The organism is Rhodococcus sp. NPDC060086 (assembly GCF_042730275.1).
Taxonomy (GTDB): Bacteria; Actinomycetota; Actinomycetes; order Mycobacteriales; family Mycobacteriaceae; genus Rhodococcus.
On record NZ_JBHWWZ010000002.1, the window covers coordinates 202488 to 218129 of the forward strand.

Sequence of the window (15642 nt, forward strand, 5' to 3'; positions counted from 1 at the left end):
GAGCTGGAAGGGTGGAGTGAGCGGTCACATGTCGAGTCCGCCGTTGACACCCCACACCTGACCGGTGATGTACGACGAGGCGTCTGCAGCGAGGAAGTGGACGACGCGGGCGATCTCCTGCGGATCGGCAAGGCGCTTCACCGGGATGCTGTCGGTGATGCGGCTGAGAACCTTCTCCGGGATGCTGTCGACCATTTCGGTGGCGACGAATCCGGGGGTGACCGTGTTGACCGTGACGCCGATGCTGTCAGGGGTGAGCAGACCCGCCTTGCCCAGGTGGAAGGTGGCTTCCTTGGCGAGGGTCTTGGTGAGGCCGAAGAGGCCGGCCTTGGACGCCGCGTAGTTGGCCTGGCCGATGTTGCCGGTCTCGCCGATGACGGACGAGACGTTGACGATACGGCCGGTGCCGCGCTCGAGCATGTGACGAAGGGCGGCCTGTGCCAGGTAGAAGGCACCGGAGAGGTTGACGGAGATGACCTTGTCCCAGTCCTCGTCCTCCATCTTCAGTACCGTGCGGTCGATGGTGATGCCGGCGTTGTTGATCAGGATGTCGAGACGACCGTGCTCAGCGATGACCTCGTCGATGGTCCGGCGGCAATCCGCGGCGTTGGCGACGTCGCCCTTGTGAACGGAGTACTTCGCATCATCGCGGCCGTTCGCCTTCAGATCTGCCAGGAACTGGTCGGCCTGCGAGGTGTTGCGTGCGTAGCCCGCTGCCACGGTTGCGCCCTGGGTGGCCAGGCTGCGGCTGATTGCGGAACCGATACCCCGGGTTCCGCCGGTCACGAACGCGACGCGTCCGCGAAGCTTGTTGCCCTGGACGGACTGTGTGGTGGGTTCAGCGGTGCTGGTCATTGTCGTCTCCTCTGGCTGGCGGCGATCGCGTCAGGCACGGCGACGTGCCCTCTGGGGGCTGCGTATGCCCGATGGTCTTGTGGTAGTGCGCGATTGCGAGTTATTCCCTGCATTGCGTCCCGCGCCGAGCGCCCCTGCTCGTTGTTCCCTGCGCATCCAATGATGCAGTACTTCCCGGTTATTGTCATGTGGAATGTATCGCCACCGATTTCTCCCCGAAATTGCCAGAAATTCGAAAAGTGTTGCAGCGCAAGATAAGTGAATTGTTCATGCTCCCTACTGCTTGGTACGAACATGCTGTCTGTTCGTAGCGCCTCTTCTGATGTGAAGATGTGTTTGCTTGCGAATCTGTTGTGGCGCACAGTATTACTTCTGGGTCAGGTCGCACTGTGATCCCATGTCGATGATCTTGAGCAGTTCGTGCGGACAACCGAAAAGTGCTGGTGGACAGTGCTCCAGGGAATTGCTCGACCGGGGAGGAGATAGTGGCATCTAGTGCACAAAGCGGTAGCACTCGGTGCCAAGAATGGTGTTCTGAATCGGCCGGGCGGCAATGCGCGTCCGGCCGAAATGATTTCTGCGACAGTCTGTGATGTTGGGCACAAGCAAGTCTGCTGTGTGTCGACGAACCGCGTTTCGGTGCCGTTGTGAGGTGTCCGACTGGAATGATGGTCGGCGTGGCACAGACGAAGATGATCTCCACCGGTCGAACGCAACTTGAAGTGCTGGTGAACGGCACGGGGCCTGCGGTGGTCCTGTTGCCGTCGCTCGGCCGCGACTCCTACGAATTCGAGCCGATTGCGCGGGATCTGGACGCCGCGGGGTACTGTGCCCTGCGTCCCCAACCTCGTGGAGTCGGTTCGAGCACCGGACCGCTCGACGGGCTGGATCTGCACGACCTCGCAGGGGACATCGCCGATGTCCTCTCGGCACTCGGGACCGGACCCGCGGTAGTGGCAGGACACGCGTTCGGTCACTATGTCGCCCGCGTGCTGGCCGTGGACCGTCCCGAACTGGTCCGAGGCGTCGCCGTGCTGGCCGCCGGCGCGCGTCGCTTCCCGTCGTCGTTGACCGCACGCGTCGCGAAGTGCTCCGATCTCGGGCTTCCCGATACCGAGCGTCTCCTTCATCTGCGTGAGGTGTTCTTCGCCGACGACCACGACCCCTCCGTCTGGCTCGACGGCTGGTGGCCCGACGCCATCGTCTGTCAGCGCGCCGCTATGTCCGCGACCGACAAGGAGTCGTGGTGGCCGATAGCGTCGTCCCCCCTGCTCGACGTGCAGGCCGGCGACGACGTGTTCCGCCCGGCCGATACCCGATCGGAGCTCCTCGACCAGTTCGGAGCCGACCTGGTCACGACCGTCCTCATCCCCGGAAGCGGCCACGCGCTGATCCCCGAGGTCCCGCACGAGGTCGCGCGCGCTCTGATCGAATGGATCCGCACGCTCGACTGAGATGAAGAATTCGTCATCTTCGCCTCATGCACGTCTCATCGAGGGACATCAGAGTAAGGGTGCACCGAACGGAACACCCTCGCGAAGGAGAGAAGATCATGGCCCTGAGCCGCACCTGGTGGGCAGCCACAGCACTGGTGACCGCGGTCGCAGCAGGCACGACAGGTTTCGTGCTTTCGAGCTCGAACGAGGCCGCGCCGACCGCATCGCCGTCGACCTACACGATCTCGACGGTCGCTGATCCTTCCCCGACCGGACCGACCCAGACCACGACGCCGAATACCGCGATCGCGACGGCGCACGGAACAGGTTCCGCAGATCTTTCGAATGCGCTGCCGCCCGGTGTTCCGTTCATCGACACCAACACCTGCGACGCCTGGTTCGAGGACTGGGACGACACCGTCCCCGATTTCGTCGAGGACTTCTACGACGAGTGGGACGACCGGTGTGACGACCTCATCGACGACGACGACTGGGACGACTGGGACGACTAGAAGCAACGACGAAGCCCCGCACCGGATTCGCAATTCCGGTGCGGGGCTTCGTTCGGTCTACGGGTGCTTACGCGGGGGTCCGCGCAATGCCGCGCTCGAGGGCCGCAATGATCTGCGGACGCAGTTCGGCGGCAGGCACGATCGCGTCCACCGACCCGACCTGCTGGGCCCGCTGGATGTTGTGGATCGCCTCGAACTCCGCGGCGACCTCACCGAGCTTCTCCGACCGGACGGCTGTCCGCAGCGACGCGAGCTCGACACCGAGGCGGGCCTTCTCGCCGTCCTCTGCCGACGCCACCTGGGTTTCGAGTTCGACGATGCGCGGGTCGCTCGCCGTGCGCTTGTTGACGTCGCGGGTGAACACCACGGCCGCGGCGGGTGCGCCACCGAGCACCGAGGCAAAGGAACCCTCGACCGCGAGAACCTCCATGTTCTCGTTGAGCGCCCCGGAGAACACCACGAACGCACCGCCGTGGTAGCGGGAGACCACCACGAACACGATCGGTCCGTCGAAGTTGACGATCGCTCGGCCGATCTCGGCGCCGTTCTCGAGCTGCACGTTGCGCAGCGACTCGGGGGAGCCGTCGAAGCCCGACAGGTTCGCGAGGACCACGAGCGGACGGTTGCCGCTCGCCGCGTTGATCGCGCGCGCCGTCTTCTTGGACGACTTCGGGAACAGCGTGCCCGAAGTCCACTGGTCCGGTCCGTCGGTCGGGAACCAGCCCTTACGGGCGATCGCCCGCGACTCGATGCCGATGACGGAGACCGCGTGGCCGCCGAGGTGCGCATCGAACACGACCGAGGTGTCGGCGTCGGCCATGTCTGCCCAGCGCTCGAGCACCGTGTGGTCCTGGTCGACGACGGCCCGCATCACGGTGCGGATGTCGAAGGGCTTCTTGCGATCCGGGTTGGTCTCGGACGAGAAGATGTCGCCGACGGTGGTGAAGTCGCTCGACGGGTGCACGTGCGGGTAGACGCGCACGTCGCGGTCGATCGGGTCGGTCGACTCGGCCTTGCGGGGGAAGCGCTCGCCGGGAACGACGTACGCGTGGGCGTAGTGCCCGAAGAGCACCTCGATCGCGGCCGACAGGTTCGGGGCCCAGTACTGCGCCTGGCCGTTCGGGCCCATGACGCGGTCATAGCCGCCGATACCGAAGTTGTCCTCGGCCGACACGCCACCGGAGTAGTCCAGCGACTGCTTACCGGTGAGCACCATTGCGCTGTCCGGCGTCATCACCAGGATGCCCTTGGTGTGCATGAGCATCGTCGCCTCGGCGTTCCAGTACGGCTGTGCGCCGACGTTGATGCCCGTGACCACGACGTTGATCTCGCCGCCGTTCTGCGTGAACGTGATGATGCGGCGCAGTGCGCGCGACACCCAGTCCATGTTCTCGGTGCCCGAATCCATCGAGATCGTCGCACCGGACGACAGCGCGAACCATTCGACGGGGGCGCCGAGCTTCTCGGCGAGGTCGACGGCGGCGACGACGCGGGAGCATTCGGCCTCTGCGACGGTACCGAGTGCCTTCGTCGGGTCGCCGAACATCGCGACACGGGTCATACCCTCGGGATACAGCTCGGTCGCTGTGGTGACGACGCCGACGATCAGGCCGGCCTTGTTGCGGCCGTACGGGCGGTCGACCGGGACCAGCTCGCGGTTGTCGTCGAAGTCGTACTCGACGAAGCTGCCGTCGTTGCCGGTGAGCAGCGGGATCAGCTCGTACGGGTACACAGTGTTGCGGGCGCGGGAGCGCTGAACCTTCTGCGTGTACTCGTCGAGCGGCTTGAGCGGCTCCTTCGGCGGATCGGTGAGGCCCACGACCACGCCGGCACCCGAGCGGTACGAGAAGCGCAGCGCGACCTCACGCGCAGGCTGGTCCGGATTATCGCGGAGCCACCCGATGACGGTGATTTCCTCGAGTCCGGCACCGACGGTGAGTGGAGCGGCGTTCTGGGCCGTCCGACGCAGTTCGTCGAATGTCAGGTCGACGAGGGGCCAGACGAACAGGACGACGCGATTGGCGTCGAGGCGACGACCACCGCGGGCCGACTGCGCGCGCCGCATGCCGTCGAGCGAGCTCGCGAGTGCCCGCTCGAAGGCGGGAAGGCCCACGATGACGCCCGACTCGTCGCGCTGCGGTGTCAGGTCCCGCACCTCGGCGAGAGCGATGAACCGCTCGTCGGATGGGTTTTCCTGCGAGACAATGTGATACAGGTACGTATCCGGATTCGCGGGGAGGCGGGTGCCGTCGAAGTTCTTCAGACGCCACAGGTCGAGACGCTGGCCGGTGAGCGGGTGAATGTCGCGGATGTTGGTCTCCTCCGCGAATCCTGTCTCGTAGGGCCGGAACGTGAAGACGTGCTCCTCGGCATTGTCGGTGTGGCACACCGTGATCGTCACGCGACGCGCGGACGCGGTGACCTCCCTGGATGCCAGCACGGTCTGCAACGCCTGCGCCTGCGCATCTGCCTCGGCGGGAGCGTCGTCCCAGGCCAGATAGAGGTCGACGACGAGGTTTTCGGTGCTCGGCAGAGGCTTCACAGCGTCCTCGACGGAATCGAGCAGCGCAGCGAGCTCGGAGTGCTCGGCCTCGGCCGAGATCAAGTACAGGCGGGTGCCGCGCAGATCGAAGTTGCCGGTGACGAACTGGCGACCGTCGCGAACATTCGACTCCACATCCTCGAGGGTGCGGATCTTGTACGCGCGCCGGGTGATCACCTCGAGCAGCGGTCCGGGAACCGACCCGGGACGCGAAATCTGCTGTGCGAGAAGATCAATGAGCGGCTCCGGGGTTGCGACGAGCGCTTCGATCCGCTGCGCGTAGTCGGCGGAACTCTGGTGCTCGGCGAGGTAGGCGAGCGAACCGCGCACTCCGTCGTACACCTGCTCGCGAGCCTTGCGGATCACCGGCTCCTCGAAGAAGCGGTAACGCAGGTTGCGGGCGGTGTCACCGATGACGGGGAAGCGGACCTGCGTGGCGACGATGAGCCGGTCGAGGACCTCGTTGAGTTCGTTCGACACACCGGACTCGCCGGTACCGTGCTCGAGCCACCGGTCGAGGAGTGCCGAGACCACGGGGATCTGCGCCTCGATGCGCTCCTGCGCGCAGAACAGCCGGTAGACGGCCTCTTCGAGTTCAGGAGTGCGCTCGAGCTCGATCACGTCGTAGTGACGCAGCGCGCGCGAAAGACGTCCGCGGAAGCTCTCGGGCAGTCCTCCGACCTCGACGTCGAGTGACTGCAGGTACCCGTGGAAGAACTCGCGGGGGCTGTGCACCTTGTCGTCGCCGGTTTCCTCGTCCTGCGTCGGACGGTTGCGAGACAGTTCGCACACGTCGGCGAATGTGGTGAGCAGAGCGAGTTCGGCGCGCACCAGGTCGCAGGACGCGGCCTTCGCGGTGAGCTGCTCGTACTCGCCGAGCAGGGTTGCTGTGCGCTCGGCCGACACGTCGTAGCCGGTGATCAGTGCTTCGAGCCGGTCGAGGCGAGCGTGGGCGTCGGCGACGGCGTCGTCGGTCAACGCAGGTGCAGCGGTGGGGAACTGCACCCGCTCGGCCACCGCGGTGGTGGTCTCCTCGGCAATCCGATCGACGCGCAGCAGCGGAGCGCCGGCGTCGACCTGGCCGTTGACGACCGCGAGGATCTCGCGGACCTTACCTGCGAACGGTGCGCGGACCGCGGTCTCCATCTTCATGGATTCGAGGACGACGAGCGTCTGACCGGCCTCGACCTCATCACCCACGGCGACGGGAACGGCGACCACGACTGCGGGCGCGGGCGTGCGCACGACACCGGCTTCGTCCTGGCTGATCTGGTGGCTGACACCGTCGACCTCGACGAGGAAGTGTGCCGGGCCTGCGATCGAGACGACGTTGTGGCGCTGTCCGTCGAGCGTGAGACGTGTTTCGTATTCGCTGAGACGCTCGATGTCGACCTCGAGGTCGGAGTCCTCGGCGCCGATGCGGTAGCGGTACGGACCGATCTGTCCGACGAGCAGTTCGTAGCCCTGGCCCTGGTAGCTCAGTTCGACCTTGCGGGTGCCGGTCTGGCCGGCGCGGGGGCGTCCGCCGCGGGCCGAGGCGAGGAATCCGGCGCGGGCGCGGGCCTCGTCGGCGTCGTACACGTCGACCGCGGTCGCGAGAAGTGCGATGTCGGCGACCTTCGTCGGACCGGTGGCCGTGCCGGCGCCGGTGCGGTCGAGCCAGCCGGTGTCGGCGGTGGCATCGATGACCTCGCTGCGGCTCAGCAGGTCGAGGAGGAACGACTTGGTGGTGGTGCCGCCGTCGAGGACGACGGTGGTCTCGCGCAGCGCCGTGCGGAGGCGGGCGAGGGCTTCGTCGCGGTCGCGGCCCCACGCGATGATCTTGGCGACCATCGAGTCGTAGTCGGGCGGGATCACGTCACCCTGGGCGATGCCGGTGTCGACGCGCAGGCCCGAGCCGAGCGGGAACTTGAGCAGCTGCACGGTGCCGGGCGCGGGAGCGAAGCCGTTGTCGGCGTCCTCGGCGTTCAGGCGGGCCTCGACGGCGTGTCCGAACTCCGGCGGGCAGTCGCCGGGGAGCGTCTCGCCTGCGGCGACGACGATCTGCAGCTTGACCAGGTCGATGCCGGTGGTCGCCTCGGTGATCGGGTGCTCGACCTGCAGTCGGGTGTTGACCTCGAGGAAGGTGAACATCTTCAGGTCGGGTTGGTACAGGTATTCGACGGTTCCGGCACCGCAGTAGCCCGCGGCGCGGACGAGGTCGGCGGACACCTTACGCAGTTCGTCGGCCTGGTCCTTGGTGAGCAGCGGGGAGGCCGACTCCTCGATGACCTTCTGATTCTTGCGCTGGATGGAGCAGTCGCGCACGCCGGGGGCCCACACGTTGCCGTGGTTGTCGGCGATGATCTGTACCTCGACGTGCCGGGCATCGGTGACGAGACGCTCGATGAACACGACGGGGTCGCCGAAGGAACGCTCGGCTTCGCCCTGGGTGCGTTCGAGGGCGAGTTCGAGCTCGTCCTCTGCGTAGACCTTGCGGATGCCGCGTCCGCCGCCACCGGAACGGGCCTTGATGATCAGCGGGTAGCCGATGGCCTGGGCGTGCCTGCGCGCATCGGCGCGGTTCTCGACAGGGCCGCCGGACCACGGGGCGACGGGGACGCCGACCTTCTCGGCGAGGAGCTTGGCTTCGACCTTGTCGCCGAGCAGACGCATGGCGTCGGCGGACGGGCCGATGAAGGTGATGTTCAGCCGGGCGCAGAGCTCGGCGAATGTGGGATCTTCGGCGACGAAACCCCAGCCGACCCATACGGCGTCGGCCTTGGCTTCGGTCAACGCGCGCTCGAGTTCGGTGTAGTCGAGGTACGGGGTCGAGGCCGTGGTGGACGGTCGGAGGGTGACACCCTCGTCGGCCTGGCGGACGAACATTGCCCGCCGCTCGGCCTCGGTGTGCAGCGCGATCGTCGTGATGCCGTAGTTGTGCTCGGAGTTCAGCTCCCGGACTGCCCGGATGAGACGTACAGCCGCCTCACCCCGATTGACCACTGCGATCCGTTTGAACATACTCGTTGCCACCGTTCTCCATGGTTGTGCGCAATACCGCGCTCGTCGAAGCTCAACCCCATTCGAGGAAGGCAGGTCAACCGAATGCTCGGCCCACGTCACAGGTTGCTAACGCGGCTGGGAACATCTGTCGGTCGGCTCCTCGTGGTTGGCGTGGGCATGCGTGTCGGTCCCCGGCCCGTGGGCCCTGCCCCAGGGCGCCGTTGGGCGGTTCGGACGGATCGTTGCATGAAGCCCGCGGTTGTCGGTTGTAGCAACGCCGCCCCCTGCTTCGGGTGATCCGTCCGGATAACAGCATGGAGGAAACATGAGGGTTTGTCACGTTTCGACCACTGGCGCTCGGGCCGGTGAGTGGGGCCCGGTTGCGTCACTGGGAGGTGTTGTAGGGCAGGGCTTCCCGGTCCAACCGTTGCGAACTGCGACGGAATCCCGACGGGTAGTGCTGGACGTACTGTGCGGTAACACCGCCGGGTAACTTGCATGTGGACCGGAGTGTCCACCGGGGTGACCCGGAGATACTGTTGCACGACAATGTAATTCGTCGCAAGGTGGAGGTCTCGGCGGCACCCGGTGACGGGCTGTGTCCAGTTTTCGGAGATTCTCCGTGTGACATCCATCACCGCAGCTCATCGGTGTCTTCGGTCGAGTGGAATGCCTGTCGGAGTTGTCCCGCACGGCTCGCGCGGTGACCCTGGGTGAAACCTGGCGAGACCGCCGTACCGGCCACTGTCGGAAAATTCTGGAACAGTGGAGGTCGACAGTCTCCGAGGAGGGCCACGATGACCGAACCCGACCGGTCGAGAGCTCCCATGGACTTCGAGTCCGAACTCGAACGACGTGAGCGTATCGCCGCCCAGGTCCGACGATGGTGCGATCAGTGCCGGATCGACGGCCGCCGCGAACCGTTGTCCGACGATGCCGCGATAGCGATTGCGTCCGGCCACCTCGACGACCCGGCCAGAGCGATCCTTGCTGCCCGTCGGAGTCTCGCGCGGAGGATCCCGGATATCGGGGGGTTCGGTGAACTCCGGCGCCTGAGCGACGAGCGGGAGAGATTCGCCGCTCGTGCCGCGGCCCAGCGACCCGGTGTGTCGCGGCTGATGCTCGAGCACCGCGCGAGCGAGATCGACAAGCGAATCCGGTCGGCGCGACAGGCGATCGTTCATTCCCCGGCGCACTACGCGCAGGGCGTGCGTGCCGTGCGTCGCGAACGCCGCGACGGCATCCATCTGGAAATAGAGCAGCGCGAAGCGTTGTTTCGGGCGTTGCAGCACACGCCTGCCCCGATTCCTGTGGCGGCGGTGGACCGTGCCCGCGACACGGTGTTGAGCATCGCGAGTGACCGCCTGGGTCGGTGGTCCGAGCACACGCCGGCAGCGGAAACGGGACGGCGCGCCGCCGAAGTGCTTGCCCGGCAGGTGCCGGGAGAGGCCGATCGCTTCGTCGACCGCTACGACACCCTGTTGTTTCTCGCGGGAGCTCTGTACGACCAGATCGAGTCGTCGCCTGCGTGGCATTCGGAGCATCTCGCGGTGCAGCGAACGCAGTTGAACCTCACCGACGAGCTCACCCAGATCGCCACCGACGCGGTCGCCCTCCGTGGTCTGCTCGCCGAATTGGAAGACGCGATCGACACAGCGCCCGCGGCCAGGGCAGGGTTCGAGTCCCGGATCGCGGCGCTCGACCCGGTGTGGGCACAGCTTCTCGACCGGGTGGCGGCCCTTGCTCGTATCGGAGACCTCCTCGAGTTTGCAGACGGTCGGATGGCGATGGTGGACGTTGCGGAGCGCGCGGCAAACCTCGACGCAAGGATCGACGATCTCATCGGGCGCTCCGGCTCGCGAGAGCTTTCGACCGACAACACCAACTTCGTCGGCGACCAATTCGGTGGTGCTGCGGAGTCGATAGGAGTGCTCCAATCTGCGCTTCTCGGAGACATTGCGGAGCTGACAGCAAAGGATTGACGTCGAGATTTGTGAATCGCCACAATGCCAAATTGCCTGTCGCATATAGGTCCGATTCGGCTTCGATAATAGTGATCTGCGCCACTGATCGGCCGCTTGCTCGGGTGTAGCGTCCGTCGCGTTCGGGTGAGGGGGACATAAGTGACGCGAGGGGCAAAAGTGACATTTGGCAGGGGATTGAAATCGGCTGCATTCGGCGGAATTGCTGCTGTGATGTTGGTGGGTTGCGGCTCCGGCGGCACCGTGACCGTGGTCGATGACCCGAAACTGGAATCGGAGTTCGACTCGGTTCTCACGTCGGGGCAGCAGCGGAGCCTCGGTGATATCACGGAAGCGGGCGGGCTCGAGAGCGGTTCGTGGGACCGGATGTATTACTTCAGCGCACCGCTACTCATGAGCGAGATCAATCGCTCGCTCGGTACCGAGGGTGCGGTGTGGGAAGGGCTCCCGGGCGACGAAGCCAAGGGGATTATCGTGTTCACCTCGGGTGGTGACGTCGTAAATGCCGTGATCGACCACAAGCCGGCAGTAACGCTGTCGGGATATGCAACCGCGGAGTCGATGGTCGGTCGCGACCAGGCTATTGCGGACTTCGAGCGCGTGGCAGTGGAGTCGCAGGGACACTGAGCGAGCCCCGCGTCGCCTTTGTCCGCCTTCCGGTGTAGTTTGCTGCAGCGACGTGTAGCAACATTTTCGGAGGAGTGCGCTGGTGGCGCGGGTGATCGCGACAATCAACCTGAAGGGCGGAGTCGGCAAGACTACGACGACCGCCGCCCTGGGTGAGTTCATGGCGGCCGAGTTCGGTCAGCGAGTACTGCTCGTGGATCTCGATCCGCAGACCAACCTCACGACGATGATGATCGGCGAGGAGCGGTGGCGGGAACTCAACGAACTCGGTCGCACTCTCGCCACGCTCTTCCAGCATGCTGTGGACCCTGACTCCGAGGCATTCGACATCGAGAAGGCCCTCCAGCACGACGTTTCACCCGTGACCGCGGTGCGCGGTGTCGATCTGCTCGCTTCCTCGCTCGACCTCATGGAAATCCAGGAGGGCCTGAGCTTCCAGCAATATGCCGATCCCGGATCGCATCGGCCGATCGAAGTCCTGCACTCGGCGCTCGAACCGATAGCCGGCGACTACGACTACATCCTCGTCGACTGCCCGCCGAACCTCGGGATGCTCACCCTCAACGGGCTCCGGGTTGCCGACGGCTACATCGTCCCCACGATTCCGGACATCCTGTCCACATACGGAATCCCGCAGTTGCAGAAACGCGTGGAGAAGTTCTCCGACCGCACCGGCCATTCGATTCGTGAACTCGGCCTGGTCGTCACCAAGTATCGCAGCGCATCGAGCCTGCACCGCACGATCATCGAGCAACTCCAACGCGACGACAGGATTGCGAACGTCGTTCCCGCCTGGATTCCCGAAGCGAATCAGATCGCTGCGTCCGCCGAGTTCGTTCCATACGGCACGCTCAAGCGAAAATACGGTGGCGCAGGGCAGTTCGATGCCCTACGCATGCTCACCGAGACAATCCTGATGAATGCGCAGGTGTACCTGTGATCGATTCCGAAAACGGCGTGCCCGATGCCCGCCTGCGAGTGCAGATCGGTGAGGCGGGTGCCGCGTTGCTCCGACTCAACGGCAGCGCTCCGAATGCCGCCGGATCGCTCGTCGCACTCGTTCGGGTGATTGCGGACGAAGCCGCACGCAATCAGAGGTTCGCCAGCGCGGTAGCCGGTGCGCTCGGCCACACCGCCGAGACAGCGCCACCTGCGGTGACGGCTGCGGCGCCCAGGAAGACCCCGGCGCGGCGAGCCACGCGTGCGCCCGGCCCGTTCGACCCGTTCGACGCGTTCCGTGATGGGGGAGAAGCGGGTCTGCGCGACAGGCTCGCCCCGCTCGATGTCGACCGATTGAAGGACATCATCGCCGAGCACGCGATGGACTACGACAAACTCGCGATGCGCTGGCGCACCCCGTCCAAGCTGCAGGAACGCATCGTCGATCGAGTCAAGGCGTTGTCCACCAAGGGTGATGCCTTTCGCTGACCGGTATGGGGGCTTTCCGACAACCGGTACGTAAACGTATGGTTGGCCCATGGAAGACTCAGCCGACCGGGGCGTCCGGGCGTTCGTCACCGATGTCGTTCAGCGCGGCGGAAGCGCGACACCGCTGAAGGGGTCTCGTGCCGTACGGGTCAAGGGAGTGGACGGACGCAGTTGCGTCGTCCGCGTCCGCTCGACGACCCGGGGACAATGGATGGCTCGCAGACAGGACGGCACACCCGGCAGTGATTCCACGGGTTCGTCGTACTGGGTGTTCGTAGATTTCGCTGGAGAATCCCCGGAGTTCTACATGGTCGAATCCGACGAGGTGGAATCAGGGATTGCCTCCGACGTCGAACTGTGGCTCGCCGAACGCCCCGGCCGTGTACCCACAGGTAGCCATCCCATCCCGATGAGCAGTGTCGCGCACGGGCACGATCGGTGGGATCTGCTCAACCTCAACCGAGTTCGTGACTCTCTTCAGCGTAAGGAAGTGTCGCGGCCACGAACCCGGCCCGTGAAGGCGGTCAAGCCTGCGGCCGAACCCGAATTCGTCGACCCCAGAATGGCGATCGTGTCGGACTTCGGTGGATATCGGATCCAGGCGCGTTTCGATCCGGAGAACAGCAACGTCGAGATCACCCGTGGTCCGATGGAGGGTCGCCGATTCGGCCATCCCACCACCGCCGCGAACGCCGTCACCAAGTTCGTCAGCGACGACGACGCCGAATACGACGGCTGGACCTTCTGGCGTCTCGACGATCCGTCGGGCGACCCGCTCGGAAAGCATCTGTCGCACAGCGGATAAGCAGAGACTCAGTCCCGTTTCTGCGTCCCCCACTCGATGGCGGGACAGGTGTCCATGACCATCGCGACCCCGGCGTCGACGGTGCGCGCGAAGGCGTCCTCGTCGATCACACCCAGCTGGAACCACACGCCTTTCGCGCCGATTTTCACAGCCTGGTCGGCGAAGACGCCGGCGGCTTCGGATCGGCGGAACACGTCGACCACGTCGATGGGGAACGGAACGTCGGCGAGGGTCGCATAGCCCTGCTCCCCGAAGACTGTCGGAGCCTTCGGGTGGATGGGCACCACCCGCTTCCCGCGCTCGCGGAGTAGCTTCGCGATGCGGTATGCGGTCCGGTTGGGGTCGCCCGACAGGCCCACCACTGCCCATGTCGCGCAGTTGTCGAGCATGAGGGACACGGAGTCGGGATTCTGCCATGCGGTGCTCATGTTCTCCACCGTACGTAGGGACGGTGGAGTAAGCGTCACACTCCGCAGAATGCGGCGCCCAGTTGAGGCGGAACCGTGTCGAGAAGTGCTTGCGCGGGGGCGCCGAGGGCAGGGTCGCCGGCGAGCCACGCCACGGCGGGGCAGTCCTCGAGCAGATAGCCGTTCCTGGAGGGCGAGGGCTCGCCTTCGGTGAACGCGCCGAGGACATCGTCGGTCAATCTGCTCGCCGACCCGTACACCGACGCGGCCACGGAGAAATCGGGTCCGAACGACGCCGACGCGTGGAACGCGCGATCGTCGCTCCAGCCCCACTTTGTGCCGATCACTCCGGCGAGCAATGCGGTGCCGAAGTTCTGCGGGTAGCCGTCGGCTGCGGTTTCGTGGGCGGATGCCATCGCGGCGAGCACTGGGGAGCTGGGGTCGGTGCGTTTCTTTGCTTCGAGGTACGTCACCATGTCGTGCGTCGACGTGGTGCCGAAACCCCAATAACCGGGGACGTGGGTGTCGACGAGACCGAACTCGGCGACGGTGGTGGAGATCGCCTGCGGATATTTCGCGTGAAGCCGATCGGCGATGGCATCGTCCGACGAGCGGATCATCTCGACGGCGTCCACCCGGTCGGCCGGATCACCCTGCTGAACAACGTATTCGGCAAGGTACAGCTTGACGATGGAGACCCCTGCCCGTGACTCGTGCTCGTTCGCGGTGCCGGCGCGCGTACCCGACGGGGTGTGTGCGAACGAAATCGCCGTCGAACTCGGGGCGACGATCGTGCCGTTGCCGTTGCCGTTGCCGTTGCCGTTGCCGTTGCCGTCGACGATCGGTGCGGGCGCTGCTGCTGCCGTCCCCGTTGATGTCAGGACGATGGCGGCGGTCGCGAGGAGAACTCTCGTCGAGGTGCGCATGGGCATTGATGGTACCCGGCCACGAGGGGTTCTGATCTGCGTGAGTGGAACCGTCGACCCGTCGCCGTCGCGTTGGAAGTCTGTGTGCAGGCAATGAAACATCGACCCAGGAGCCTCACATGACACTCAGCGAACTCGAGCGCCCGGCGACAACTGCGGAGGAGATCTACCGCGCCGGCGGAATCGTGGTCACCAAGCTCGGTGAGAACATCGGGGCCAGGATCGATGGGGTGAGACTGTCCGGTGATCTGTCGTCCGAGACCGTCGAAGCCATCCGCTACGCGCTGGCCGTGAACAAGGCGATCGTCTTTCGAGATCAGGAACATCTCGACGACGAGGGTCAGTGGACGTTCGCGGGTCTCCTCGGGCAGCAGACGCAGTCGCATCCGACGGTGCATTCGAAGGGGAAACGTCTCCTTCCGATCGAGGGCGCCGCGAACAGCTGGCACACCGACGTCAGCTTCGTCGACCGCATCCCGAAGGCCTCGATCCTGCGTGCTGTGACGATTCCGCCGTACGGCGGCGCAACGACGTGGGCGTCGACGACGGCGGCCTACAACCAGCTCCCGGAGGCGTTGACGTCGTTGGTCGACAACCTGTGGGCGCTGCACACGAACCTGTACGACTACGCGGAGAAGCTGGATGCCGGAAACACGGATCCTGAACTCGCGGAACGCAAGCTGTACCAGGACGAGTTCCGCCGCAATACCTACGAAACGATCCATCCCGTCGTGCGCGTGCACCCCCAGACAGGGGAGCGCACCTTGCTCCTCGGGCACTTCGTCAAGGAGTTCGTGGGTCTGAAGTCGTCCGAGACGACCGCGCTCCTGCAGTTGCTGCAGGCGCGGGTCACCAAACTCGAGAACACTTTCCGCTGGGCATGGTCGCCCGGGGACGTCGCGATCTGGGACAACCGTGCCACCCAGCACTACGGCATCGCCGACTTCGGCGACCACACCCGTCGCCTCCACCGCATCACCCTCGCGGGAGACCTGCCGGTGGGGGTCGACGGCACCGAAAGCCGCGTGGTGCAGGGGGATGCGTCGGAATACTCGGTGATCGAGACCCCATCGCGCCTGCCCGGCTTCTAGGCCTGCAAAAGTGCACGAAGTAACGGTTGATGTGGTGATATATCCC

General features: G+C 65.4%; 12 protein-coding genes. 8 read left to right on the forward strand and 4 right to left on the reverse strand.

All coding sequences use genetic code 11. The features are described 5' to 3' along the window. Positions 1-24: 24 nt before the first annotated feature. Positions 25-855 carry a beta-ketoacyl-ACP reductase gene (locus ACFWB0_RS02650; protein ID WP_378488864.1) on the reverse strand — a complete coding sequence of 277 codons (831 nt, stop codon included), beginning with the start codon at positions 853-855 and terminating at the stop codon, positions 25-27. Between the two features lie 692 nt (positions 856-1547). Between ACFWB0_RS02650 and ACFWB0_RS02655 the strand changes: the two genes are divergently transcribed. Both ACFWB0_RS02655 and ACFWB0_RS02660 read left to right on the forward strand, forming a co-directional pair. Continuing rightward, positions 1548-2309 carry an alpha/beta fold hydrolase gene (locus tag ACFWB0_RS02655; RefSeq protein ID WP_378488900.1) on the forward strand — a complete coding sequence of 254 codons (762 nt, stop codon included), beginning with the start codon at positions 1548-1550 and terminating at the stop codon, positions 2307-2309. A 98-nt stretch (positions 2310-2407) separates the two neighbouring features. Further along, positions 2408-2803, forward strand: a complete 396-nt coding sequence (locus ACFWB0_RS02660) for a hypothetical protein (protein WP_378488865.1) — start codon at positions 2408-2410, stop codon at positions 2801-2803. Positions 2804-2870: 67 nt separating this feature from the next. Here ACFWB0_RS02660 and ACFWB0_RS02665 read toward each other — a convergent pair whose 3' ends face one another. After that, positions 2871-8348, reverse strand: a complete 5478-nt coding sequence (locus ACFWB0_RS02665; protein ID WP_378488901.1) for a carboxyl transferase domain-containing protein — start codon at positions 8346-8348, stop codon at positions 2871-2873. Positions 8349-9127: 779 nt separating this feature from the next. Between ACFWB0_RS02665 and ACFWB0_RS02670 the strand changes: the two genes are divergently transcribed. The 5 genes from ACFWB0_RS02670 (at position 9128) to ACFWB0_RS02690 (ending at position 13172) form a co-directional block, all read left to right on the forward strand. Beyond that, positions 9128-10312 carry a hypothetical protein gene (locus tag ACFWB0_RS02670; RefSeq protein WP_378488866.1) on the forward strand — a complete coding sequence of 395 codons (1185 nt, stop codon included), beginning with the start codon at positions 9128-9130 and terminating at the stop codon, positions 10310-10312. A gap of 159 nt (positions 10313-10471) precedes the next feature. Next, positions 10472-10939, forward strand: coding sequence for a hypothetical protein (locus tag ACFWB0_RS02675; RefSeq protein WP_378488867.1), 468 nt, complete (start codon positions 10472-10474; stop codon positions 10937-10939). Between the two features lie 82 nt (positions 10940-11021). Then, entirely contained in the window at positions 11022-11879 is an 858-nt protein-coding gene (locus tag ACFWB0_RS02680; RefSeq protein ID WP_378488868.1) for a ParA family protein, read from the forward strand. Continuing rightward, the gene (locus tag ACFWB0_RS02685) at positions 11876-12367 is read left to right on the forward strand and encodes a hypothetical protein (RefSeq protein WP_378488869.1); all 492 of its coding nucleotides are present in this window, start codon (positions 11876-11878) and stop codon (positions 12365-12367) included. Before ACFWB0_RS02680 ends, ACFWB0_RS02685 begins: the two co-directional genes overlap by 4 nt. A gap of 49 nt (positions 12368-12416) precedes the next feature. Further along, a complete protein-coding gene (locus ACFWB0_RS02690) occupies positions 12417-13172 on the forward strand; it encodes a hypothetical protein (RefSeq protein ID WP_378488870.1) in 756 nt (251 codons plus the stop codon). 8 nt (positions 13173-13180) lie between these two features. Here the strand turns inward: ACFWB0_RS02690 and ACFWB0_RS02695 are convergent, their stop codons facing one another. Next, entirely contained in the window at positions 13181-13600 is a 420-nt protein-coding gene (locus ACFWB0_RS02695; protein WP_378488871.1) for a CoA-binding protein, read from the reverse strand. A 35-nt stretch (positions 13601-13635) separates the two neighbouring features. Continuing rightward, complete coding sequence (locus tag ACFWB0_RS02700; RefSeq protein WP_378488872.1) at positions 13636-14505, reverse strand: hypothetical protein; 870 nt, start codon at positions 14503-14505, stop codon at positions 13636-13638. Positions 14506-14624: 119 nt separating this feature from the next. On the opposite strand from ACFWB0_RS02700, the gene ACFWB0_RS02705 reads away from it, so the two are divergent. Continuing rightward, positions 14625-15596: a TauD/TfdA dioxygenase family protein gene (locus ACFWB0_RS02705; protein ID WP_378488873.1), complete on the forward strand. Its 972-nt coding sequence runs from the start codon at positions 14625-14627 to the stop codon at positions 15594-15596. Positions 15597-15642: the final 46 nt, after the last annotated feature.